Source organism: Mycolicibacterium duvalii (assembly GCF_010726645.1).
In the GTDB taxonomy this organism is placed as follows: Bacteria; Actinomycetota; Actinomycetes; order Mycobacteriales; family Mycobacteriaceae; genus Mycobacterium; species Mycobacterium duvalii.
Window position 1 is genome coordinate 3,771,153 of sequence record NZ_AP022563.1, and the last position, 23,785, is coordinate 3,794,937.

Here is a 23,785-nt window from a genome sequence, read left to right on the forward strand (position 1 = left end):
CACGGATCTGGGGTGCACTCGAGGGAGGCCACAGCCACACCCACCGACGGTCGAACTCCAGCGGCTGCCGCACTTGAGGCGTTGAGGCGCCACGGCGAAGGAAGCCCCTGCAATGAGCAGATTCACCGACACCATGTACCGCAACGCCCAGCTGAGCAGGCACGGGCTCAACACCGGCGAACCCCACGCGCCCGTCCGACACACCTGGGCGCAGGTGCACCAGCGCGCCCGGTGCATCGCCGGAGGGCTGGCCGCCGTCGGCGTCGGTCCCGGTGATGCGGTCGCCGTGCTGGCGGGTGCGCCGGTGGAGATCGCGCCGACCGCCCAGGGCATCTGGATGCGCGGCGCGAGCCTGACCATGCTGCACCAGCCCACGCCGCGCACCGACCTGGTGCGCTGGGCCGCAGAGACCACTGCCGTCATCACGATGATCTCCGCGAAAGCCGTCGTCGTCTCGGACCCGTTCATGGCGGCGGCGCCGGTGCTCGAAGACCTCGGAATGACCGTGCTGACCGTCGAGGACCTGCTGCGCAGCGCTCCGGTCGACCCGGTCGACACCGATGATGACGCGGTCGCGCTGATGCAGTTGACCAGCGGCTCCACCGGATCACCGAAAGCTGTGCGGATCACCCACGCCAACATCGTCGCCAACGCCGAAGCGATGACCGAGGGCTGCGAATTCGACCTCGACACCGACGTGATCGTCAGTTGGCTGCCCTGCTTTCACGACATGGGCATGACGGGCTACCTGACGGTGCCGATGTTCTACGGCGCCGAACTGGTCAAGGTCACCCCGATGGATTTCCTGAGCGATATCCTGTTGTGGCCGCGCCTGATTCAGAAGTATCGCGGCACCATGACCGCCGCTCCCAACTTCGCCTACACCTTGCTCGCGCGGCGGTTGCGCCGACAGGCGGCCCCGGGCGAGTTCGACCTGTCGTCGCTGCGCTGGGCGTTGTCGGGCGCCGAGCAGGTCGACCCGATCGACGTCGACGACCTGTGCGCGGCCGCCGTCCCGTTCGGTCTGAACCCCGCCGCGATCGTTCCCGCCTACGGAATGGCCGAGACCACCGTGGCGGTGTCGTTCTCCGCGTGCGGTGGCGGCATGGTCGTCGACGAGGTCGACGCCGACCTGCTCGCTCTGCTGCACCACGCGGTACCCGCAACCGGTGGGCGTACCCGTCGGCTGGTGTCGCTGGGTCGTCCGCTGCGCGGACTGCAGGTGCGCATCGTCGACAAGGACGGCGCCCACCTGCCGGCACGCGGTGTCGGGGTGATCGAGGTTCGGGGCGCCCCGGTCGCCGACGGCTACACGACGGTCGCGGGATTCATTGCCGCACAGGATGAGTGTGGCTGGTATGACACCGGTGACCTCGGCTACCTGACCGAGACCGGTGAGGTCGTGGTGTGCGGGCGACTCAAAGACGTCATCATCATGGCCGGGCGCAACATCTACCCGACCGATATCGAACGCGCCGCCGCCCGCGTCGCCGGGGTGCGGCCCGGGTGTGCCGTCGCAGTCCGGCTGGATGCCGGCCGGTCCCGGGAATCGTTCGCGGTTGCGGTGGAATCCAAGGATTTCGGCGACGAAGAACAGGTGCGCCGCATCGAGCGCGAGGTCGCTCACGAGGTGTTCAGTGAGGTCGACGTACGGCCCCGAAAGGTGGTGGTGCTCGCGCCCGGCACCATCCCCAAGACTGCGTCGGGCAAGCTGCGCCGCGCGCACGCTCTGGCCCTGGTCGACTAGCGCGTCCTGCGCTCCGAGGCCGTCTCGGGGGCGTCGTCGCTGGTGGCGACCAAGAACCGGTCCGGCAGTGCGAGTTTGTGGATGGTGCGCAGCGTGAGCAGGTACTGCCGCGGCAGCGACCCCGTCGTGTAGGGCACGTCGTACTTGTCGCAAACCGCGCGCAACGGTCCGGCGAGCTGCGCGTACCGGTTGCTCGGCAGGTCGGGGAAGCAATGGTGCTCGATCTGGTAGCACAGGTTGCCGCTGAGGAAGGCCAGCACCCGCCCGGCCCGGAAGTTCGCGGTGCCCAGAATCTGGCGCAGATACCACTCGCCGCGCGACTCGTGGTCGAGCACGTCGGCGGTGAATTTCTCGGCGCCATCGGGGAAGTGGCCGCAGAAGATCACCACGTAGGCCCACAGGTTGCGGGCGAGGTTGGCCACCGCGTTGGCAGCGAGCACACGGCGCCAGCGGCGGCCGCTCAGCGCCGGCAGCGCCAGGTAGTCCTTGAGCACCTGGCGGCCGATCTTGCCGACCAGCGTCCGGCGGGCCCGGGAGATTCTCTCGGTGTCGCCCTCGGCGCGGTCGCGCTCGGAGTGCACGCCGTGCAGCGCGATACCCCACTCGAAGATCGCTGCCAGCAGCACATTTCGCAGTGGTTGCACGAGGTGCTCGGGTTTCCAGGGCTCGTCGCGGGTCACCCGCATCACGCCGAATCCGAGGTCGTCGTCGACTCCGACGATGTTGTTGAAGACATGGTGGCGGTAGTTGTGCGAGTACCGCCACTGCGCCGACACCGCCACCATGTCCCACTCCCAGGTCGAGGAGTGGATCTCGGGGTCGTTCATCCAATCCCACTGACCGTGGCCGACGTTGTGCCCGATCTCCATGTTCTCGATGCTCTTGGCGATGGCCAGCGCGGCGGTTCCCGCCAGCCACCCGGCCCGGGACCGGGTGAGCGCGATCAGCAGTCGGGCCGCGATGTCGAGCCCGCGCTGAAATCCGATGGTGCGACGGATGTAGGCAGCGTCGCGGGCGCCGAGCGACTCCTCGACGTCACGCCGGATGGCGTCGAGTTCGTCACCGAGCGCGGCGACGTCTTCGTCGGTCAGGTGCGCGTAGGCGGTCGTGTCAGAGATGGCCAATCAAGAGTCCTGTCCGAGGTGGTCGGTGGGCACGGACGCGCAGGACATCCGCTCGCCGCGGGACTGCGCCTCGCGGACGGCGGGAAAACGTTGCGTCGGGGTTAATTTCGGTAGGAAAAGAATGTGGGCTGGTGAGATCACTCACCAGCCCACATTGGAGTCTTGGTCTGCCTTAGATGGCAGTCACTCGAACGGCCTGCGGCCCCTTGTTGCCTTGCTCGATCTCGAACTCGACACGCTGGTTCTCCTCCAGCGACCGGTATCCGTTCCCGTTGATCTCGCTGTAGTGAACGAAAACGTCACCCGCGTCGCCGTCGGGGGCGATGAAGCCGAAGCCCTTGTCGCCGTTGAACCACTTCACAGTTCCCTGTGCCATACTTTTTCAACTTCCTCATCTGAATAGATGCCAGAACGGCATCCAGCATGAGCGTAGCATGCTACCTGCTGATTCAGGAACTCCTCCCGCGAAACCCCTTGTGGCACAGGCGATCAAGAGACCAGCGGGGCCGCCCATTTCGCACTTTCGGCCTCGGCGAGGCGCAGCACGCACTCGGCGGTGTCGATCAGCTTGGAATCGCTGTCTGCGTTCCAGGTGGGCAGTCCGGCTGCGACGCGCATCACGATCGACCCGAGGGCCTGGGAGGTCATGCTGGGCACCACGAGCAGTTTCGCGCAGCCGCCGGCACCCTTGACCACCATCAGCCGAGGACGCCGGGACAGATCGTTGCTGCGCATCAGACGCGCGCCGGTGACGATCGTCTCCAGGTCGGTCTGGCCTTCGGTGGCCGACCAGTTGATCCGGATGTCGACGATCTCCCCCAGCGTGCGGTGCAGCGCGCCGATCAGATCGGGAAGTTCCGCGGCGATCAGCGCCGAGTGCGGCCACCAGGCGCCGTCGATGCTGCCGCCCAGTTCCCGGGCCAACGTGGCGCGGACCGGCTTGGATGCACGGCGCGACCGTGCGATCCCGTTCACCTCGTCGAGGTGTCGGAGGAATGCTTGCGGGGCTGATCGGAGAAAACAGGAGCCTGCACGGGCTCGTGGGAGTGCTGGTCGGTGTTGACGACCTGCGGCGCCTGACGGTGCGAAAACAGTTCAGACGTATCCATAAGACGTGTCCTTGAGAGGTACGGGACGAACCCGCACGTGGTCCGAGCGAAGAAATCGCGTCGCGGGCCGCGCGCGAATGCCATGGGGGCGAGTCCGACGAATCGGGCTGCGATGTGACGCGGCCTACCGTCGACAGTACACCTAGGCCGCGATCCCCGGAGCCTGCGTCGCCGCGCCCGCCGCGAGCGTCGGCAGCCGCACACTCATCCCCTCCACCGTGATACCGCCCCACGAGTAGAAGTTCAGGAAGTTGAAGGCCGACGTCATCACCTGCACCGTGACCGACTGACCCGGGTTCAGCGTGTGCGCGATCTGCTCCAACTCCACCGTCACCGTGCGCGTCTGACCGTCCAACTGCACCGGGACCGGCGTGACCTGGTGTCCCAGCACCCGACCGGTCCGGTTGTCGACGACCTGGGCGTAGACGTGTTCGGCGGTGCCGGTGCCCGAGTACGTCAGCGTCAGCGACGGCGCCCCGACCACGTGCGTGACCTCGGTGACCTCGGGCATGCGCAGGTTCACCGCGTTGAACGCATACGAGGCCGACGGCAGGCCGAGGATGGTCGCGATGAGGCCGCGCGAGAGGATCCACGGGTCGGGCCCGGAACCGCCGAGGAAGGGCACGAACGCCATGGCCTGGCGCCGGGTCCGCTCGGCGACCAGCGGGGTGTCGTCGGGCTCGACCGGGTAGGTGTCGGAGCCGAACCACTGCCCGCGCTGGTCCACCCACTCGAATTGCGGCCCGGTGTCGACGTTTTCCCCCTTGACGTAGCGGTCCAGCCAATCCAGCGTGCGGTCGATCACCACGTCGCCGTCGTTGTAGCTGCTCACGCAGGCGCCGTGGCCGCCGCAGTACCAGAGCACTTTCGTGGTGGTGCCCGCATCGAGCAGCGCCTTGGCGTTCAGGTCGGCCTGGTCGAGGGTGAACAGTGTGTCCACGGTGCCCTGCATCAACAGTGTGGGCGCGGTGATCTGGTCGATGCGGTCGGCGTAGCCGCGGTCGTTGAGCAGGTCGATGTCCGACTGCGACGCCTGGCCGGTCAGGATGCCGACGATGGCGGCGGGCAGGATCCGCTCGTGCGGACGCGACAGCGTCAGCACCAGCACGGAGGTCAACAGCGTGCTCCAGCCGCTGCGTACCGCCTCGGCCGGGAACAACACGTCGACCAGGCTGTTCCACGCGATGGTCGGCACGATCGCGTCGATACGCTTGTCGATCGCGGCGGTGGCCAACTGGATGCCGCCGCCGTAGGACGCGCCGACCATGCCGATCTTGGGGTCACCGTTGTCGGTCTCGACTTCGGGCAGCGTGCTCAGCCAGCTGATGATGTGGGAGATGTCGCGGCCCTCGAAATCCGGCGACTGCAACTGCATTCGGCCTTCGGATCGCCATTCCCCGCGCGGATCCCAGGTGACCACGTTGTAGCCGGCCTCCCGCAGCGCGCCGATGCCGATCACGTCGTTGGGCAGGAAGCTGTCGACGGTCAGGTCCAGCGTCGTCGAGCCCGGCAGTCCCAGGCCCGGTCCGTTGAAGACAGTCGGCGCCGACTCCCCTGCCTGTAGCCCCTTGGCCGGCATGAAGTGCACGTACATCTTGGCGCCGTCGAAGGATTCGACGAGCACGGTGCGGGGCTTGGGTGCGTCGGGGTCGGCGCGGTGGTCGACCGGCCAGCCGATCAGCGGATGCAGGATGTCGCCGACGAACGGGATGGCGTGCAGCAGGCGCACCACCGGGGTGACCAGCAGCGGGCCGAGCACCGGGACGCGCTGCACCCACTCGAACGCCGCGGGCGCCTCGGTGACCGTGACGTCGGTGGGGATCGGGTACGGCGGCTCGGCGTCCAGGGCGGTGCTGGTGGCCTGGATCGACGATGAGGGCGGGGTCTCCGCGGTGATCTCCCGACCCGCGGTCACCAGCGACAACATCATCGACGCCAGGGCCGGCACCGCGGGGTTCGCCGGGTCCTCGGCGACCCGGCGCGGACCGGTCCGGGTCAGCGTGGTGGTGGTGGTCTCCGTGATCGCGGCCGGCTCGGACGCCGCGCGCTCGGGGTCCGGCGTGCCGATCTCCGGCTCGGCCTCGGCGCTCTCCGGCTCCGGCGCGGGCTGCGGTTCAGGTGCGGGCTGCGCCTCGGCGTCGACCGTCGGCTCGGCGGTTTCCGCGACCTCGACGTGCGGCTCGACCGCCGGCTCGGCGGCCGGTTCGACCGCCGCCACGTCGTCGGTGGTCGGCTCGACCCCGCCACCCTGCTCAACCTCGTCAGCGATCTCGGCGAGCCGCGTGGACGCCTCGCGCTCGGCCTGGCGGGCGTCGGACCGGTCGGCGCGCCGCGCCTCGCGGGCTTCGGCACGTCGGACCGACCGTTCGGAGGATTCCGACGATCGGGACGTCGGGGACTCCTGAGACGCCTGGGAAGACGCGGACGTCTGGGACGTAGTGGAGCCGGTGGTACCCCTCGCCGACGACGATCCCTCCTCGGCTGCGGCGGCACCCGCACCCGCGACCACCGCCACTCCGATTCCGAGAGCTACCGCCAACCCACCGACCCGACCCACGTACGCCCCAGCACCCATGGGGTCGATCCAACCGTGTGGGGACCCCCGCCGAGGGCGTTCGGCCATTTCTTACCGATGAGTCAGATAGGTCTCCGTCAGGTGTGCGGAATCCGTGCCGAGGAACCCGTATCGCCTACGGATCCGTGCGGATCACGTTTATCCGCAACAGGGCCGGGCATGTCCCGTCGTGAAGATCACACCGGCGCGTTGGCGTAACGCTTGGCTGCGCCGGGAATCAGTCGGCCGGTTCAGCTTTTCGATCGACGAAGAAGGATCACGATGTCGCGCTATCTATTCGCGCTGGGTGGTTTCAGCTTTCGCCGCCGCTGGTGGGTGCTCGGCACCTGGCTGGCGCTGCTGGTCGGCGTCGCCGTCGCGTTCGTCGGGTTCCGCGGCGAGCCCAGCGACAACTTCGTGATCCCCGGCACGGAGTCCCAGCAGGCCGTCGAGCAGCTGCAGGCCAACCTGCCGGCGTTCGGCGGCGCGCAGACACAGGTCACCTTCGCAGCACCGGAGGGCCGCGCGGTCACCGATGCGGCCTTCACCGACGTCGTCAACCGGGCCGTCGCGCAGCTGAACACCGTGCCGGACATCGCGGCCGCCGCCGGCCCCAACCAGACCCGGCAGATCTCCGAGGACGGCCGCGTCGGCCTGGGCACCGTGCAGTGGACCGCACCGCTGGGCGAGGTGACCGACGCCGCGCTCGGCGAACTGGAGGCGGCGATGCAACCGGTCGAGGACGCCGGGCTGCGGGTCGAGTACACCGGCAGCGTGTACCCCGGCTACAAAGTCGAGGTACCGCATCTGCCCGAGATCATCGGCGTCTCGGTGGCGTTTCTGGTCCTGCTGGTGACATTCGGCGCGGTCGTCGCGGCAGGCCTGCCGATCCTGACGGCCGGCATCGGCGTGGGCATCGGTGCGCTGGGCATCTTCATCGTGGCCGCGTTCGTCGAGATGCCGTCGGCGGCCCTCTCGCTGGCGCTGATGCTCGGGCTGGCGTGCGGCATCGACTACGCGCTGTTCATCCTCAACCGCTACCGCAACAACCTGCTGCTGTTGATGCCCCGCCAGGAATCGGCCGCGCTGGCCGTGGGGACCGCCGGCGGGGCCGTCGTGTTCGCGGCGCTGACCGTCATCATCGCGTTGTGCGGTCTGGCGGTCGTCGGCATCCCGTTCCTGACCTACATGGGCCTCGCGGCTGCGGTCTCGGTGCTGATCGCGATGCTGATCGCGGTGACCCTGCTGCCGGCGCTGCTCGGCTTCGCCGGGGCCCGGGTGGCCAAGTTCATCAAAGCGCCGCTGCAGCCGCACCGCCCGAAGGAGGCGGCGCAGGTGGCCGCCTACACCCCGCACCGCACGATGGGGGCGGCGTGGGCTCGGTTCGTCGTCCGGTTCCGGAAACCGTTGCTTCTCGGCGGGGCCGCGGCGCTGGTGGCGATCGGGCTGCCGGCGTTCGGCATGCAGCTCGGTCTGCCCAGCGGCTCGTCGCAGCCCGAGTCCAGCACGTCGCGGCAGGCCTACGACCTGACCGCCGAGCATCTCGGGCCCGGCTTCAACGGGCCGCTGCTGGTGGTGGCCGACCTGTCCGACGCCACCGGTCCTGACGTGGTCCCGACTCTCGTGGAGAACCTCAATCGCGAGGACGGCGTCGTCGCGGCGGCACCGGCCGCCGTGGAGAACCAGACCGCGGTCATCCAGGTCATCCCCGAGACCGGGCCCAATGATCCCGCGACCGCCGACCTGGTCGAGCTGATCCGCGCCGATCGCGACGCCATCGAAGCCGACACCGGTGCAGCGATCCTGGTCGGCGGCAACACCGCATCCAACATCGACACCTCCGCGAAGCTGGCGGCCGCGCTACCGGTGTTCGTCATTGTCGTCGTCGGGCTGGCCTTCATCCTGCTGGCCGTCGCCTTCCGCACCGCGCTGGTGCCGCTGACGTCGATCATCGGCTTCCTGCTCTCGGTGTTCGCTGCATTGGGCGTGCAGGTGGCGGTGTTCCAGTGGGGTTGGGGCGCTTCGCTTCTGGGCATCACACCCGGCGAGACGATCAGCTTCCTACCGATCATCGTGCTGGCCATCATCTTCGGCCTGTCCAGCGACTACGAGGTCTTCGTGGTGTCGCGGATCAGAGAGGAGCTGGCCCACACGGGTTCGGATCCCGACGGTGCGCTGGCCGCGGTGCGCAACGGTGTCGGCCTGTCGGCCCGGGTGGTCACCGCCGCGGCACTGATCATGTTCGGCGTCTTCATCGCCTTCGTCGCGGGCAGCGACCCCATCATCAAATCGGTGGGCCTCACCCTGGCCGTCGGAGTGTTCCTCGACGCGTTCGTAGTGCGACTGACGTTGATCCCGGCCGTGATGGCGATGCTCGGCGACAAGATGTGGGTGCACTCCAAGTGGTTCGACAGGTACGTGCCCGACCTCGACATCGAGGGCACCGCGCTGGAGGACAAGCACCGCAGCCCCGTCGCGGTGTCCTAGCCGTAGACACCACGAAACCCCGGTGCGGGACCGGGGTTTCGGGCGCGGGTCGCCTTGTCGGGTCGCCGGGAGTATCTGGAGGCTACTCCGAGGCTTCCGTGGACTCGGTCGACCCGACAGTCTCTGGCGCATCGTCGGCGCCGGCGGTGTCCTCCTCGGCCTGCTCCTGCTGGCGGGCCTCGGACTCGCTTTCGGCCTGAGCCTCGGCTTCGGCTTCTGCTTCGGCCTCAGCCTCTTCCTTGGCCTGCTCCACCTCGGCTTCCAGCGACTCCTCCGCCTCGGCTTCGGCCTCAACCTCTTCCTTGGCCTGCTCCACCTCGGCTTCCAGGGACTCCTCCGCCTCGGCAGCGTCCTCGACCTCGACCTCGACGGCGTCGTCGACCTCGCCGGCGCCGTCAGCCTCGGCAGGCGCATCGACAGGCTCGGGTTCGGGTGCGACGTCGGTCGCCAGCGATTCGCTGACCACGGCCGGGACCTCCGACACCGCGGAGCGGGCTTGGGCGACTTTGTCGTCATTGCGGCTGTAGGCCTTGTCGATCTTGGCCTTCAGCTCGGCTTCCCGCGATGCGAGGAACGGCAGCATCAGAACCAGCGGCAGCCGTGCGGCGGGCACCAGATAGTGGGTGGTGGTACCGCCCAACGAGTTGACGTCCACCGTGATGTTCTCGGCCGGAATCTTGTCCAGGTCGGCCAACGCCGACGGAATGTGCATGTAGATGCCGCCGGCGATGGCATTCAGCACCGCCAGGAAATTCCACCAGCGGTCCGGGAAGTCGGCCATCCCGTCGTACTCACCGGTGACGACGACCATGTCGTAGGCGGTCTCCGGAGCGGGCTGATACGTGTACTCGAACCGGGAGCTGTACTTGGCCTTGTCGATGATCTTCTGCCGACTCGAATCGGCCACCAGGTAGAAGGTGATCTTGTCCTTGCCGGGCGCCTCGGCATCGGCGGCCAACGCCCGCAACACCTCGTTGACCACGAGCGCGCCCCCGGAGAGTCCGACCACTGAGACCTTGTCGCCTGCGCCGGTGAGCTTGGCGAGCGCCTCGGTGATCGCGGCGTCGAGGTTGGCCGTACCGATGGCGATCGAATCGCCGAGCGACATGTGGGTGCGGCCGCTGTAGGGACCGGCCTGTGCCGGCCACTCCACGCTGACGCGCTCCTGTCCCCAGAACTCCCCGCTCAGCGTCGGCGCCATCAGCAGGTCGGGCATCGTCGGCTGACCGATTCCGCCGACGAACAGCGCGGAGCTGGCAGCCCCGCCGGACGTGGCTGCGGACAGCGCGACCGCCACCGAAGCAAACGCTGCGCCGCACACGGTTCCCGCTCTGCGCCAGTTGGTACTCATCTCGACCCCCAGATCGTGTGATGTTGATTCGTTGTCGCCTTTTCGGGGCTCGAGATGAGGATATGGCGGCGCAAACAACTGCGATAGCAAACGCTTTAATGTTCTCTTAAATGCATTTTTAGCAATGCTGTGAGCCATTGCCACAGGCGAAGCAACGCGTCGCAGAGTGGATAGCCGTGCACGCGCGACCCGCGGGCAGCTCAGGCCCTACTGCAGGACTACCGCACGATAGAGCGGGCCATTCGAGCAAGCGCCGTCGACATGCCACATCAGTCGCAGCGCTTTTGTGATCTTGAAGTGATTAGCCAGAGATTACGTACAGCTATTTTTTTTGATCGAGTTAATAGCCATATGACGAAAGTCTTGCAAACTAGGGTCCAACGTCCCTATGATCGATGTTTTTTGACACGCGATGTCAATTTTCAGCAGGCGTGGAGGCGCCGCACGACCGCCAGAGGAGGCGACGCATCGCCGCAATTCGAGCAAACTCGTGCGGGGCACTGCCACAGCCGACCGGCGACGGTTCGGGATCCGTGAGACAGCGCTCGGAGACAGCCCCGACCAGCAATAGTCCGTGCGCTCGGTCTTTCGCCGGGACCGTCGGATTGACGGCCGGGTCAGTTACGCGCCGACTATTTGCACTATCAGCAACACCGCCACCGCGGCGAACACCAGCACAAAGGCCACGATGGCGGCGATCCCGATCGCGCTGCGCGGGTTGAGATTTCGTCCCGCCGCGGGATCAGGGTGGGCGGTGGCCCTGGTCTGGGCCGAGTCCGGCGGGGTCTCGCCGGGAGGGACGCCCCCAGCGGGCTCGCCGCTGGGGGTGTTCATCGGGTCGGGGTCCGGAGGTGTCGCGGTCACGGTGTGCCGGCCTGGCGCTTGTGCTGCTCGACGGCGCTGAGCTCGCCGAGGCGCTCGGCATGCTGATGCGCGTCGATTGCGGCTCGGTGCTTGTCGGAGGCGTCGTCGAGCTCCTCCCGGGCGGCCGACACCTTCGCTTCTTCGACCGCCTCGCTGCGCTCCTCCGCATGGCGCCGCGTCTTCTCGACCGCGGCGACCTTCTGCTGGGCCGCACTGTCGACCTGGTTCTTGGCCTGCTGCGCGACGGCGGCGGCATCGCGGGCCACCTGCTGCTTGGCCTGTTCCGCCGTCGAGCGGGCCTCGCTGATGCGCTCCTGTGCCTTCTGGCGCGCTTCGGTCGGCGCGTGGGCAGCGCGCTCGCGACGCGGCTTCAGCTCATCGCTGGCCTCCTGCTTTCGCTGGTCGGCCACATCCTCGAGGCGGGCCGCCTCGCCGAGCACGGCAGCCTTCTCGATGCGTCTGAGACCCTGCGCCTCCACGTCGGCGTCCCGCAGCATGCTGCCCGCGGCGACGTCGACGGCTCCGAGTGCGCGCTCAAGGAACAACCGCTGCGGCGCCTCGGCGTCCATCCGGGACAGCAGCCCGCGCTCGAGCAGATGCAGCGGTGTGCGCGCCAACCGGTACTGCAGGCGCAGCACCGCGAACGGTAGGTCGGTGATTCTCATCATCAGCTCCTGTCTTGCAGATCACGGGGCGGGGTCGGTGCCCTCGACCCGGCTTCGTAGCCGGTCAGCCTGGGCCTCGGTGCGGACCGCGTCGTCGACGGCGTCGTTGTAATCGTCGATGGCCTCGCCGTATTCGGCACTGGCGGAACGGATCTCCGCGCGCTCCTCGGCCTTCGCGCGTTCGGCCTCGTGCTGGACCGCGGCTTCCACACCGGTCTGTCGGCGGGCTGCGTCCTGGTGGACGGCCTGGTCGGCGGCCCGCCGCGCAGCGATCTGCTGCTCGCGGACCTCGGCTTTGGCCTCGGCGGCCTGTCCCCTTGTCTGCTGCCGCTCCGTCGCGCCTTCCAGCTCGGCCTCTCGAGCCTGGGCCCTGGCCTGAGCGGTCTCGGCGTCGGCTTCGGCGGCGACACGACTGGCCGCACGACGTTCCTTGCCCTGCCGCTGTTCCAGCTGCCCCTCGGCAGTCAGCGAGTTCTTGCCGGTGATGGCGCCCACCCACTCCTTGGCCTTGCCCTTGACGGACTCGACGAAGCTTCTACGGGTCTGGGCAGACGTGTTGTCGCTGCTCATCTGCTCCTCCTTCTGCATCGGCACAAGGTGGACGCCTACCCGCTGCCGGAGGGCCTAAACCGGTGCCGCTACCGTGTGGCGCCGTTGATCGCGGGTGCGTCGATCATGCCGCGTTCGACGCCCCACATCGTCGCGATGGTGCGGTATTCGCCGGTTTCCATCAGGTGTTCGAGCGCCAGCCGCAGCGATTCGGCCAGTGCCGAGCCTTTGCGCACGGGCCAGCCGTACGGTGCGGAGTCGAACACGTCGCCGGCGGGCACCAGCTCGCCGCGGCTGAGCTTGATCGCGAAACCCGTGACCGGGGAGTCGGCCGACATCGCGTCGATCTCGCCGGCGATCAGCGCCGCGGTGACCTCATCCTGGCTGGCGTAGACCACCATCTCGACAGGCGCCATGCCGGCGGCGGTGCACTGACCGCTCTTGGCGGGCATCTCCTCGGTTTCCTGCAGGGTGCCCTGCGCGACACCGATTTTCAGACCACAGGCCGATGCGGGCCCCAGCGACGTACCGGGTCGGCGGGCCCATTGGGTGCCGGCTTCGAGGTAGGTGACGAAGTCGACCAGCTGTTCGCGTTCGCGCGTGTCGGTGACCGACGACGACCCGACGTCGAAAGAGCCGTCGACGACCGACGGCAAAATCTTCTCGAACGAGGTGTCGCGGTAGTCGGGCACCAACCCCAGGACCCGCGTCACCGCGTCCATCAAGTCGACATCGAACCCTACGAGTTGGCCGTCGGCGTTCTTGAACTCCATCGGCGCGTAAGGCACGTTGACCCCGATCACCAGCCGGCCGGTGTCGCGGATGTCGTCGGGCACCGTCGCGGCGATCGACTCCACAGCGTCGTCGGGCAACGGACGGCCCTCGGGTCCATCCGCCCATGGGGCCCATGTCCAGATCCCCAGTCCGCCGGCCACCAACAGCACGGCGGCCGCCGCCACGGCGAGCGCCCTTTTGGGCAGCCTGCGCTCGGAACGGGCGGCATGGCGTGACGTGCTGCCGGGGCGCCGAACCGGCGCGTTGAGCGCCCGCCGGGCAGCTGCGGCCAACTCGCCCGCGGACTGGTAGCGCTTGGCGGGCTTCTTGGCCATGCCCTTCGCGATCACCTCGTCGAACGCGGCCAGCCGCGGGTCGACGTCCGACGGTCGCGGCACCGGGGTGACCATGTGACCGGCGATCTGCTGCTCGAGACTGTCGGCGGGATAGGGCCGCTTCCCGGTCAGACACTCGTAGAGCACACAGGTCAGCGCATAGATGTCACTGCGGAAGTCGACCTCGCCGCCCTCGAACCGTTCGGGGGCCATGTAGGCCAACGTGCCCAGGGTGCTGCCCGCCGTCGTGAGCCCCTGCTCCCCGGCGGTGCGGGCCAGCCCGAAGTCGATCAGGTAGACGAAGTCCCGGCCCGTGATCAGGATGTTCGACGGCTTGATGTCGCGGTGGATCAGGCCCGTCGCGTGCGCGGCGTCCAGCGCGTGGGCGACCTGCTCGACGATGGTGACCGCGAACGGCGCTCCGAGTGGCTTCTCGCTGTCGGCCAGCATGGTGCCGAGATTGCGGCCCTCGATCAGCCGCATGTCCAGATAGAGCCGCCCGTCGATCTCGCCGAAACCATGGATAGGGACGACATGCGGATCGTTGAGGCCGGCGGCGGCCTGCGATTCCCGCCGGAACCGGGCCTGAAAGGTCTCGTCGGCGGCCATGTGGTGCGGCAGCACCTTCAACGCCACGATGCGGTCGGTCCGGGTGTCGTAGGCCTGGTAGACCTCCCCCATTCCGCCCTGGCCGATCAGCTTCTGCAGCCGATAGTGCCCGAATGGTGTCGCATTCACCGGTGCTCTCCTCGGCTGCGGCCGATCGGTGTGTGGCTCGACGCTACATCAAAGTTTGCCTGGACTGCCCAGACGCATGTCAGACGGCTCCCAGCCGGTTGCCCGAACGGTGGGCCTCCGGCCGAAAGGCGCTGCAAGTGGTGTTTTTCTACCACGTCCGGCCCACTCACGAGCGCCGTGCGGGTGCATTCGGCCCCGGCCGGACCACCGGCGTCCTACCGTGGAGCATGGCCGCGATCGAGATCTCCCACCCGCCCGAAGCGCTACTGCGCACGCTCAATCCGGTCTTGCGGCGTGTGCTGCGGACGCCGCTGGGCGGCCGGCTCACCGAGTTCATGGTCGTCGGATTTCGCGGCCGCAAGTCCGGACGGCAGTTCTCCGTTCCGGTGAGCGCGCATCACCTCGACGGCGGGTTGTACGTGGTTCTGGAAGCGCCGTGGAAGCACAATTTCCGCGACGGCGCCGACGCGAACGTCACGTACGGCGGCGAGACCACGCGGATGCACGGCCTTCTGATCACCGATCAGGCCGCGGTCGCCGAGATCGTGCACCGGTTGGCGTCGGATTACGGGGCCAAGAAGGCGCAGCGCATGATGGGCATGAAGTTCCGCGACGGGCGGGTGCCGACCGTGCCGGAGTGGACCGAGGCCGTCGGCCGGTTGGGCATCGCCGCCATCAAGCTGACCCCGAAGGCCTGAGATCACAGCAACCGGGGCACGCGGTCCGGTACGACGAACGTCGCGCCCGTGTGCACCGGCGCCCCCGGCCGCGTCACGAAGGGCACCTCGCGGAAGTCGGCGCGCAACGCGTCGGCGGTGATGCGAGTCCGGACGTAACCACGACGATTGCTGAAGTACCGGATGTGGGGGTTCTCGGGCAGGATCGCGTCGATGTCGGCGCGACCGTCCGACCCGTCCCCGCCCGAGGAGATCGACGTCGTCACCAGCTCCGTGGCCGCTCGGCGGGACGACACGTCGCCGGGGCGCTCGTGGACCTCTGCGGCCCAGTGCGAGTGCACGTCTCCGGTGAGCACCACCGCATTGCGGACCGCAGAGTTCAGCAGCCCGGCCGTGACCTGGTCCCGGTCGGCGGCGTAACCGTCCCAGGCATCGGGGTTGAACCCCCGTGCGGCGCCGGGGGTCAGATCGATCTGCGAGAAGAACACCTGTTGTCCGATCAGGTCCCAGCGCGCCTGTGACTGTCGAAAGCCGTTGAGCAACCACTGTTTCTGGTGCGGTCCCAGCAGCGAGCCGGCGGGGTCGGCGCGCTCCGGGCAGTCGCTGCGATACGCGTCGCCGCAGACCTGGTCGGTGCGATATCCGCGGGTGTCGAGCATGTGGAAGGTCGCCAGCGCGCCCCAGCCGACGCGCCGGAAGAGCGTCATGTCAGTGCCGCGGGGCAGCGCCGTCGACCGCAACGGCATGTTCTCGTAGTACGCCCGCAGTGCCGCGGCGCGGCGAGTGCGGAAGTCGGGCTGCGGCTGTTCAGGCACGCTGCCGGCCCAGTTGTCGTCAAGCTCGTGGTCGTCGAAGACGACCAGCCACGGTGCGGCGGCGTGCGCGGCCTGCAGGTCGGGGTCGGTCTTGTATTGCGCATATCGCTGCCGGTAGGTCGCCAGCGACGCGGCCTCGGAGCCGGCGTGCGCGCGGAAAGCGCCGCCTGCGACCGTCTCGTAAAGATAGTCACCCAAGTGCAGAACGAGGTCCGAGTCCTCCTCGGCAAGACGGCGGTAGGCGGTGAACCAGCCCTGCTCATAGTTCGAGCACGACGCGAAGCACATCGTCATCGGCGCGAGTGAATCCGGTTGTGGCGCCGTGCGGGTGCGTCCGACCGGCGAGAGGAAGCCCTGGGCGCGGAAGCGGTAGAAGTACTCGGCGCCCGCCCGGAGTCCGGTGGTTTCGATGTGCACGCTGTGCCCCCACTGCGGCGTGGCTGCGACGACGCCGCGCTGTTCGACGCGTGCGAACCGCTCGTCGGAGGCGAGTTCCCACTCCACGTCGACCGACCGCGACGGCATCCCGCCCGAACCGTCCGCGGTCAGCGGCCGAGGGGCCAGGCGTGTCCACAGCACGACGCCGTCCGGGGTCGGTTCGCCCGAGGCCACGCCGAGCGTGAACGGATCGGCGTGGACCGGACTGCGCCGGAGGTCGGTGGTGAAACCGGCCAACGGGATGACCGAGAGCCCGAGCGCGCTTCTGAGGACCGTACGGCGGCAAACCGGCACGGCGCAGTGTCAGGCGGCCACCTTGCCGGCGGGTGACGGTAGGGGGTCGGGTGTCCGACGGGCGCCGGAAATGCCTGCTGCGGAACGAATCCGGCCGACAGCTACGGGCCGTAGGGGTATTCCGGCTCGTGGAACCGGTTGATGATCGGGATGCGCTCGATGATCCGGTCACGCAGCCGGGGCTGAACGGGAGCGGCCGGCACCGGCGGTGGAGCCAGCTGAGCCGGCGCAGGGGGCGGCACATAGGCCGGGGCCGGTGCCGGGGGCAGGTAGTTCGGCGGCGGCGGGGGTGGCACATACGCTGGGGCCGGCCGCACGTAGGCCGGAGCGGCGGGTTCCTCGTAGACGGGGGCCGGGGCCTCCGGAGCGGGCGGCGGCGGGGCGGCGGGCGGCTCGGCGATCTCGACGGCGACCGGCTCGGCCACCGGTGGCGGCGGCTCGGCCGGGGGTGCTGGTTCGGGTTCAGGTGCGAGTTCGGGTGCGTTCTCAGCCGGGGCCGGCGCGTCGTCGACCGGCTCGGGCGCTTTCGGTGCCGGTTTCGGCGACGCGTCGACGGCCGGTGTGTCCACCGAACGCGCCAGCTGCTCGGTGTCGGGGGTGAAGTTCATGCCCAGCGCCACCGACGCCGACACCACGAAGGTCAGCACCGCCGCGGACAGCACTCCGGCCAGCGTGGCGGTCGGGGACAGCGCCCGCCGGGCGGGCGCGGCCTCGGCATCCAGGAGCGACACGGCCGACGCCGCCGCCAGCGCGGCGCCGCGGGCCAGCGCGAGTTCGGCCTCTGCGGCCGAGATGACCGGCACATCGACGCGCTCGCGCAGCACTGACACCACGGTGGCGACGTCGCCGGAGCCGACGACGAACACCGCCTCGGGAGCAAGGCCCCCGACGTCGACCAGGGCGGCGGGATCGACCCTGTCGGCCGTGACGGCCTCGGGTGTGACCGACGCCACCACCGAGGCGCGGGACTCGGCGACGCAGACCACCACGCGGTCGCAGCCGGCCAGGTCGGCGATGCCCCGGGCCAGCGCCTCGGCGGCCTCGACGTCGGATACCGCGATGACGTTCTCCACGCCGCGCTCGGTCAGCGCCTGCCAGACCGCGCTGGTCAGCGCTTCCGCGTCGGTCGTCCAGGTGAGCCCGATGGCGTCGACACGGCGCGGGTGGGCCCGCGCGAATAGGGCGCTGACCAGTGCCTCTGCGTCGATACCCTGGTGCGGGTCGACGGGCATGGCGCCCCGGTCGAGCGGGGCGCCGTCCTGGTCGGCGCCTTCGACGAGCACCCAGCGCAACGATGACGACGTCATCGACAAGCCGAGTACAAGGTCCATGAGAAGGTTCCGATCTGTGTGCGACTGACGGTCGACCCTACCGCCGACCCTTCAGTCCACCCAAGCTCGCCGACTACGCTGCATCCGGTGGCCATCCGATTCGACGTCCGGCGCGACGACATCCGGCAGGGCCGCTGGGCCACCATCGAGGCCGGTGAGCTCGACGCGGGGGCGGTGCGAGTCCGCATCGATCTTTTCGCGCTGACCGCCAACAACATCACCTACGCGACGTTCGGCGACGCGCTCGGGTACTGGCAGCACTTCCCGACCGGCGACGCGGAAACCGGCGCCATCCCGACCTGGGGCTTCGGCACCGTGATCGAGTCACGCTGCGACGGCGTCGACGTCGGGCAGCGCTTCTACGGGTACTTCCCGATCGCCGACGAGGTGGTCCTCTACCCCCAGGACGTGTCGACCGCCGGTTTCGCCGACGGCGCCGAGCACCGCCGCGGCCTGCCGCCGGTCTATGCGCACTACGACCTGTGCACCTCCGATGCCAGCTACGTCGCCGAACGCGAACCCCAGCAGGCGCTGCTGCGCCCGTTGTTCTCCACGGCCTTCCTGCTCGACGACTTCCTTTACGACAACGGGTATTTCGGTGCGCAGGCCGTGGTGCTGTCCAGCGCGTCGAGCAAGACGGCCTACGGCACCGCGTTCTGCCTGTCGCGGCGGCAGGGCGACGACGTCGAGGTGATCGGCCTGACTTCACCGGCCAACGCGGACTTCACCCGCTCCCTGGGCTGCTACGACGAGGTGGTGACCTACGACCGGATCGACGCGGCACTGCCCGAAAACCCTTCTGTGTACGTCGATTTCAGCGGCAGCAGCCCGGTCCGCGCCGCCGTGCACCGCCGGCTCGGCGATCAGCTGACCTATGACTGTGCCGTCGGTGTCACGCACTGGGACGCCGAAGCTGGCCGCGACGCCGAGTTGCCGGGCCCGGCACCGGTGCTGTTCTTCGCGCCCGATCAGGCCGCCAAGCGTGCCGAGGAGCTGGGGACGGCGGGATTGCGCGAACGCCTGGCCACGGCGTGGACCGCATTCATGGAGCCGGTGACCCGCGCCGAGGATCCGTGGCTGAGCGTGGTTGCCGGTCAGGGCCGTTCCGCCGTCGAGGATTGCTACACAGCGCTTTTGGACGGTCGCGTCCCGGCCCGGGAAGGCCACGTGCTCTCGGTCTGACGGGTCGCTCAGGCGGCGTCGCTGCGGTCGCGCCGCGACTGGTCGGCGCCGCCGCGGCGCTGCTGGCGGTCCCGGTCGGCGTGGCGGCGTTCGGGTGCATCCGACTCCTGCGCCGCCCCGGATTCATCGGAGTCTGCCGCCGTTTCGGGTTCCGGAACGTCCTGCCTCGGGTCGGCCGCCTCGTCGGCTTCGTCGACTCCGATCAGCTCGGACGTCGCGGCAGGCGCGTGCGTCTCGGCGGGCTCGGGCGTCTCGGCCTGCCGGCGTGCAGCGTCATCGTCGAGCGTGTCGTCGAGCGCGTCCATTTCTGGCGCCGGGGAGTCGACGGATGCCGTCGACGCCTCCGCTGCCGGCTCCACCTTGCGCGGCCACAGCGGTTTGAACAGCGAGGCGCGCGTCGGTTCGCTGTAATCGCTTCGGTCGTAGGCGGTCTCGATGAATGCTCGCAATGGCGCGTCGAGGGCGGCGATCACCGGCGCCGGGAGGAAGGACTGCAGCGGCATCAGCAGCGGCACCGGGTACGTGCGGATCACGTAGTAGGCGGTGTTGGAGTCGTCGTCGAACTGGTAGTAGTCACTACCGGCCTCCCGCGCCGCCTCGAGATCCTCGGCGGTCAGCTCGAACTGCGTGTCGCCGTGCACCAGCGCGATACCCATCAACGCGTTGGCCACCGCGACCGGGTTCCACAGATACGTCGGGAAGTCGGCCCACCCGTCGTATTGGCGGGCGACGTCGATGGTGAAGTCCCCGTTGTTGGGCGTGGCACCGGTGAACGACACGTCGATCAAGGGCAGCTTGATCCCTTTGAAGCGTTGCAGCACACCGCCGTTGGCACGTCCGGGGTTGGCGACCAGGATGTAGGTGTTGCCGGTGTGCTGGCCCTTGTAGGCCGATGCGGCCACCGCGCCCTGCGAGAACCCGAAGATGACGTCGCCGGGCGCCGGGTTCTGGCCGGTCAAGAGTTCGACGCCCTGCGCCACCGATGCGTCGTAGGTGAGGTCGCGGAACCCGCCGCGCGAGAACGGCCGGAAGCCGGCGTTGTACGGCACCTTCTGGTACGGCTGCTCGGGCTGGACGACGTCCGCGCCGACGAGAACCTCGTCGATGAAGTCGGTGAACTGTTCGTCGGTCGGGATGGTGCCGATGTTGGTCCCGCGCAGATAGTGCAGCGCCGCCAACAGGTCCGGACCCGTCGCCAGGGTCGGCGTGGCACCAAGGACGGCGGCCCCGGCCACCGCGACCGCGGCGACGCCGATGGCTGACGTCGACGCTGTCCGGCGACGTGTCTTCTTGGCGCGGTGCTTGGCCATCGTGTTTCCCCTCCCGATTTTCGGGCCCGCCACGCGAGCCTTGGCGAGTATACGACGGGAAGTTAGCTGACAACAGCCGGGAATTTCTTACGGCAGGCGTCGGGCAAAGTTCGTGCGGTTCGTCGCCGCACCGGCGGCGCCCACCCCAGTAGGCGCGCCTTCGGTGTGCGCGCCGCAGCGGGGGTGTGCTGGCGACTGTCAAGATCAGCGGTGCAGACGTTCGCGGTGAGCGCGCCCGGCACACGGGGCCGGAACTCGCGCGACCACGCAGGCGACAGCCGGCGGGGGAACCGATAAATGACGCGCACGGCGAAAACCTGATACCCGTCAGCCGCCCGCCCTACAGTTTGCTCTGGACGGCGCGAGCGCGAGGGGAGCAATGATGGTGGATATCAGGGGAGCGCGTTACGTCGGACGCGTCGGCGGCCTGGCCTGCGCGCTCGGCATCGGCGCGGCAGTGCTGACCGGGCAGGCGGTGGCGTCGGCCGACTCCGGGGAGACCTCGAGTTCGTCGTCGCAGTCGCGCACCGACCGTGGACCGTCCGCGCGCTCGGATTCCGGCTCGGCGACGGCGCGGCGGAACGCCGAGCGAACCGAGATCGACGTGGACATCGCTGCGGAGCCGTCCGGTGCGGAGACCGAAGCGGACCAGGATGTCGAGATCGACACCGACGCGATCGACGAGGCCGATGACGAGGCCGATGACACTGCCGAGGCCACCGCTACCGACGAGGCCGACCTGTCGCTCTCCGTCGACGCGCACCGCAGTTCACGTACCGAAGCCCGCCGCGCCGCGGCCGACGACGCAGCGTCGGCGGCGACATTCCAGGCCGCCGCCGCGGAAGCCGAACCGCCGACGTTGTGGCAGCGACTGTTCGCCAACACCACACCGACGCTGGCGCACCAGCCCAGCGAGAACACCGTCATCGAGGGCACCATCCAGGGCGATCTGCATCCGAACGACCCCGACTCGACCCGGCTGCGGTACACCGCGACTCGGCCGTCCCACGGCAGCGTCACGATCGACTCCGACGGGACGTTCACCTACACCCCCGGGGCCACTTACCCCGGGCAGGACCGCTTCACCGTCACGGTCAGCGATGCCGCGAGCGGGTTCCACATCCACGGCGCCGCGGGGCTGCTCAACCTGTTCACCTTCGGATTGCTGGGCTCCAGCGGGCACCGCAGCACCCAGACCGTGTTCCTCGGGTTCGAGCGCGCCACCGTCGTCGGCGGACTCGACCAGCCCGTCGACTTCCGCTTCCTCGACGACGGCCGGATCATCGTCGCCGAGAAGGCCGGCGCGATCCGGCTGGTCGAGAATGGTGTGCTGCGGCCGCAGCCCCTCGCCACACTGTCCGTGAGCACGCTCGGTGAACGCGGGATCAGCGGACTCGAGGTCGACCCGGACTTCGACGAGAACGGCTACCTCTACGTCGCCTACACCACCACGAACCCGTTCAATCAGCTGGTCCGGCTGACGGTGGTCGGCGAGACGGTCGACCCGGACTCGGAGTTGGTGCTGCTGCGCTCGCCGGATGTGTCGGCGGTCAATCACCACGGCGGCGCGCTCGGATTCGGGCCGGACGGAAAGCTCTACTGGGGCGTCGGCGACAACGCGAAGCCCTCGAACGCCCAGGACCTCACCAGCATTCACGGCAAGATCCTGCGATTGAACCCCGACGGCAGCACACCGTCGGACAACCCCGTGCTGGGTGCCGGCGCGCTGCCGCAGATCTACGGCTATGGAATGCGCAACCCGTTCCGGCTGACCTTCGCCCCGACCGGGCAGCTGCTGGTCGCCGACGTCGGGCAGGCCTCCTGGGAGGAGCTGAACCTGGTCACCGCCGGGGGCAATTACGGGTGGCCGGGCGCCGAGGGGGTGTGCACGAGCAGCTGCGCGGGGCTGATCGACCCCATCTATTCCTATCCGCGCGGCAGCGGGGCGGCGATCACCTCGGTGCTGGTCTACAACGGATCGACGTTCGGGGACGACTATCAGGACAAGGTGTTCATCGCAGACTTGGTGCAGGGCTGGGTCCGGGTGCTGACCTGCACCCCCGATTTCACCCAGTGCGACGACCCGAAGAACTTCGACCTGCAGGCCGGCACCACGGTGGTCCTGCGGCAGGGCCCCGACGGCGACATCTATCAGCTGGTGTACTCCCCGGGCGCGCTGGTCCGGATCTCCCCGGCCGGTGACGCCGTGGCGGTCTGAGGCCCCGTCACACCAACTGGGCGCTGCGTACCGGCGGGAATGCCGCACCCTCGGCGAGGGCATCCCGGAAGTCGTTGACCCGCCCGGGAGTCGTGCTGAGGACGGCGATCGTCTTCCCTTCCCTGCCGTAGGCGGCGGTGAAGTCGCCGTCGTCCGTGCCACCCTCGATGACTTCGACGGTGTCGTAACCCTCAGGCACTCCGAGCAATTGGAGTTTGGTGTCGTACTGGTCGGACCAGAAGTACGGCACGGCGTCGAGTTCCTCGGCGCCGTCCGGGCCCAGCAGCAGGTTGCGTGCCGCGGTGATGCCCTGCCGCGACGCCTGCTCCCAGTGCTCGGTCCGCAGGTGCCGTTGATAGAGCGGATGCCACCAACATGCCACGTCACCAGCGGCGACCACCGATGGTCCGTGCGCGAATCCACGCGCATCACAGACGATTCCATTGTCCACCGGGATCTCGGAACCGCGGAGCCACTCGGTGACCGGTTCCACCCCGAGCCCGAGGAGCACCAGGTCCGCGCGCACCTTCGACCCGTCGCTGAGCCGCACACCCTTCACACGTCCGCCGCCCAGGAAAGCGTCGACCTCGACGCCCAGTCGCACATCCACTCCATGGTGGCGGTGCAGGTCGGTCCAGTGGCTGCCCATCTGCGCGCCCAACGCCGTCTGCAACAGCGCATTGCCGCGTGACACCAGGGTCACCTTCACTCCCATGGAGTTCAGGCTCGCCGCGACCTCGGTGCCGATGAAGCCACCGCCGACCACCACCACCCGGGTTCGGCGGCCTATCCGCGACCGCAGCGCGAAGCAGTCCTCGACGGTCCGCAACGTCAGGACGCCTTCGGGCACAGGGCCTTTCGGCCACTGCCGGGCGACGGCGCCGCTGGCCAGGACCAGTCCGTCATAGTCCAAGGTCTCGTACCGGCCGCCGTCGCGGATCTCGAGCGTGCACGACCTGGTATCCACACCGACCGCACGCGCTCCCCGCAGCACGCGCAGGTCCAGCGTGTTCTGCGGTGCCATGTCGATACCCGCGCGGTGGACTTCACCGGTCAGCAATTTCTTCGACAGCGCCGGCCGGTGGTACGGGGCATGCCATTCGTCGCCGACCATCGTCAAGTCGCCGTCGTAGCCCTGCGCCCGCAGGGTGTGCACGGCCATCGCGCCGGCCACGCCGGCGCCGACGACGACCACCTGGTTCAACTTTCGGGTCGGTGCCATC

At 68.8% G+C, this 23,785-nt stretch carries 18 protein-coding genes; 5 read left to right on the forward strand and 13 right to left on the reverse strand.

The features are described from left to right. Positions 1–112: 112 nt before the first annotated feature. Positions 113–1,747, forward strand: coding sequence for a fatty acyl-AMP ligase (locus tag G6N31_RS17685; protein WP_098005783.1), 1,635 nt, complete (start codon positions 113–115; stop codon positions 1,745–1,747). On the opposite strand, the gene G6N31_RS17690 is transcribed toward G6N31_RS17685, so the two are convergent. The 4 genes from G6N31_RS17690 to G6N31_RS17705 all read right to left on the reverse strand — a co-directional run bounded on the left by G6N31_RS17690 (position 1,744) and on the right by G6N31_RS17705 (position 6,555). Next, on the reverse strand, positions 1,744–2,871 hold the full coding sequence (locus tag G6N31_RS17690) for a fatty acid desaturase family protein (protein ID WP_098005781.1): 1,128 nt from the start codon (positions 2,869–2,871) through the stop codon (positions 1,744–1,746). The two genes, G6N31_RS17685 and G6N31_RS17690, sit on opposite strands and share 4 nt — an antisense overlap. Before the next feature lie 172 nt (positions 2,872–3,043). Next, positions 3,044–3,247, reverse strand: a complete 204-nt coding sequence (locus G6N31_RS17695; RefSeq protein WP_098005779.1) for a cold-shock protein — start codon at positions 3,245–3,247, stop codon at positions 3,044–3,046. A 113-nt stretch (positions 3,248–3,360) separates the two neighbouring features. After that, on the reverse strand, positions 3,361–3,846 hold the full coding sequence (locus G6N31_RS17700) for a DUF5994 family protein (protein WP_098005777.1): 486 nt from the start codon (positions 3,844–3,846) through the stop codon (positions 3,361–3,363). Between the two features lie 276 nt (positions 3,847–4,122). Further along, on the reverse strand, positions 4,123–6,555 hold the full coding sequence (locus tag G6N31_RS17705) for a CocE/NonD family hydrolase (RefSeq protein ID WP_098005775.1): 2,433 nt from the start codon (positions 6,553–6,555) through the stop codon (positions 4,123–4,125). A gap of 261 nt (positions 6,556–6,816) precedes the next feature. Between G6N31_RS17705 and G6N31_RS17710 the strand changes: the two genes are divergently transcribed. Further along, a complete protein-coding gene (locus G6N31_RS17710; protein ID WP_098005773.1) occupies positions 6,817–9,021 on the forward strand; it encodes an MMPL family transporter in 2,205 nt (734 codons plus the stop codon). Between the two features lie 82 nt (positions 9,022–9,103). On the opposite strand, the gene G6N31_RS17715 is transcribed toward G6N31_RS17710, so the two are convergent. The 5 genes from G6N31_RS17715 to stpK7 all read right to left on the reverse strand — a co-directional run bounded on the left by G6N31_RS17715 (position 9,104) and on the right by stpK7 (position 14,297). Continuing rightward, on the reverse strand, positions 9,104–10,318 hold the full coding sequence (locus tag G6N31_RS17715) for a PE-PPE domain-containing protein (protein WP_234815469.1): 1,215 nt from the start codon (positions 10,316–10,318) through the stop codon (positions 9,104–9,106). Between the two features lie 675 nt (positions 10,319–10,993). After that, entirely contained in the window at positions 10,994–11,236 is a 243-nt protein-coding gene (locus G6N31_RS17720) for a DUF6480 family protein (protein WP_098005769.1), read from the reverse strand. Further along, positions 11,233–11,901: an IF2 family translation initiation factor gene (locus tag G6N31_RS17725; RefSeq protein ID WP_098005816.1), complete on the reverse strand. Its 669-nt coding sequence runs from the start codon at positions 11,899–11,901 to the stop codon at positions 11,233–11,235. The genes G6N31_RS17720 and G6N31_RS17725 overlap by 4 nt, the downstream gene beginning before the upstream one ends. 21 nt (positions 11,902–11,922) lie before the next feature. Further along, positions 11,923–12,471 carry a flotillin family protein gene (locus tag G6N31_RS17730; protein WP_098005814.1) on the reverse strand — a complete coding sequence of 183 codons (549 nt, stop codon included), beginning with the start codon at positions 12,469–12,471 and terminating at the stop codon, positions 11,923–11,925. A 68-nt stretch (positions 12,472–12,539) separates the two neighbouring features. Continuing rightward, positions 12,540–14,297, reverse strand: coding sequence for a serine/threonine protein kinase StpK7 (gene stpK7, locus G6N31_RS17735; RefSeq protein ID WP_098005767.1), 1,758 nt, complete (start codon positions 14,295–14,297; stop codon positions 12,540–12,542). Positions 14,298–14,524: 227 nt separating this feature from the next. On the opposite strand from stpK7, the gene G6N31_RS17740 reads away from it, so the two are divergent. Then, positions 14,525–14,995, forward strand: coding sequence for a hypothetical protein (locus G6N31_RS17740; protein WP_098005765.1), 471 nt, complete (start codon positions 14,525–14,527; stop codon positions 14,993–14,995). Positions 14,996–14,997: 2 nt separating this feature from the next. Here G6N31_RS17740 and G6N31_RS17745 read toward each other — a convergent pair whose 3' ends face one another. Beyond that, positions 14,998–16,464 carry an alkaline phosphatase D family protein gene (locus tag G6N31_RS17745; RefSeq protein WP_234815468.1) on the reverse strand — a complete coding sequence of 489 codons (1,467 nt, stop codon included), beginning with the start codon at positions 16,462–16,464 and terminating at the stop codon, positions 14,998–15,000. 158 nt (positions 16,465–16,622) lie between these two features. Then, complete coding sequence (locus G6N31_RS17750) at positions 16,623–17,852, reverse strand: DUF7159 family protein (protein WP_163722240.1); 1,230 nt, start codon at positions 17,850–17,852, stop codon at positions 16,623–16,625. A gap of 87 nt (positions 17,853–17,939) precedes the next feature. Between G6N31_RS17750 and G6N31_RS17755 the strand changes: the two genes are divergently transcribed. Beyond that, positions 17,940–19,034 carry a DUF2855 family protein gene (locus G6N31_RS17755; protein ID WP_098006391.1) on the forward strand — a complete coding sequence of 365 codons (1,095 nt, stop codon included), beginning with the start codon at positions 17,940–17,942 and terminating at the stop codon, positions 19,032–19,034. 8 nt (positions 19,035–19,042) lie between these two features. Here G6N31_RS17755 and G6N31_RS17760 read toward each other — a convergent pair whose 3' ends face one another. Continuing rightward, positions 19,043–20,344 carry a PE-PPE domain-containing protein gene (locus G6N31_RS17760; RefSeq protein WP_098006393.1) on the reverse strand — a complete coding sequence of 434 codons (1,302 nt, stop codon included), beginning with the start codon at positions 20,342–20,344 and terminating at the stop codon, positions 19,043–19,045. 382 nt (positions 20,345–20,726) lie between these two features. Here G6N31_RS17760 and G6N31_RS17765 point away from each other — a divergent pair, with 382 nt between their 5' ends. Next, a complete protein-coding gene (locus tag G6N31_RS17765; protein ID WP_234815486.1) occupies positions 20,727–22,562 on the forward strand; it encodes a PQQ-dependent sugar dehydrogenase in 1,836 nt (611 codons plus the stop codon). Between the two features lie 7 nt (positions 22,563–22,569). Here G6N31_RS17765 and G6N31_RS17770 read toward each other — a convergent pair whose 3' ends face one another. Further along, the gene (locus tag G6N31_RS17770) at positions 22,570–23,784 is read right to left on the reverse strand and encodes an NAD(P)/FAD-dependent oxidoreductase (protein ID WP_098006398.1); all 1,215 of its coding nucleotides are present in this window, start codon (positions 23,782–23,784) and stop codon (positions 22,570–22,572) included. Position 23,785: the final 1 nt, after the last annotated feature.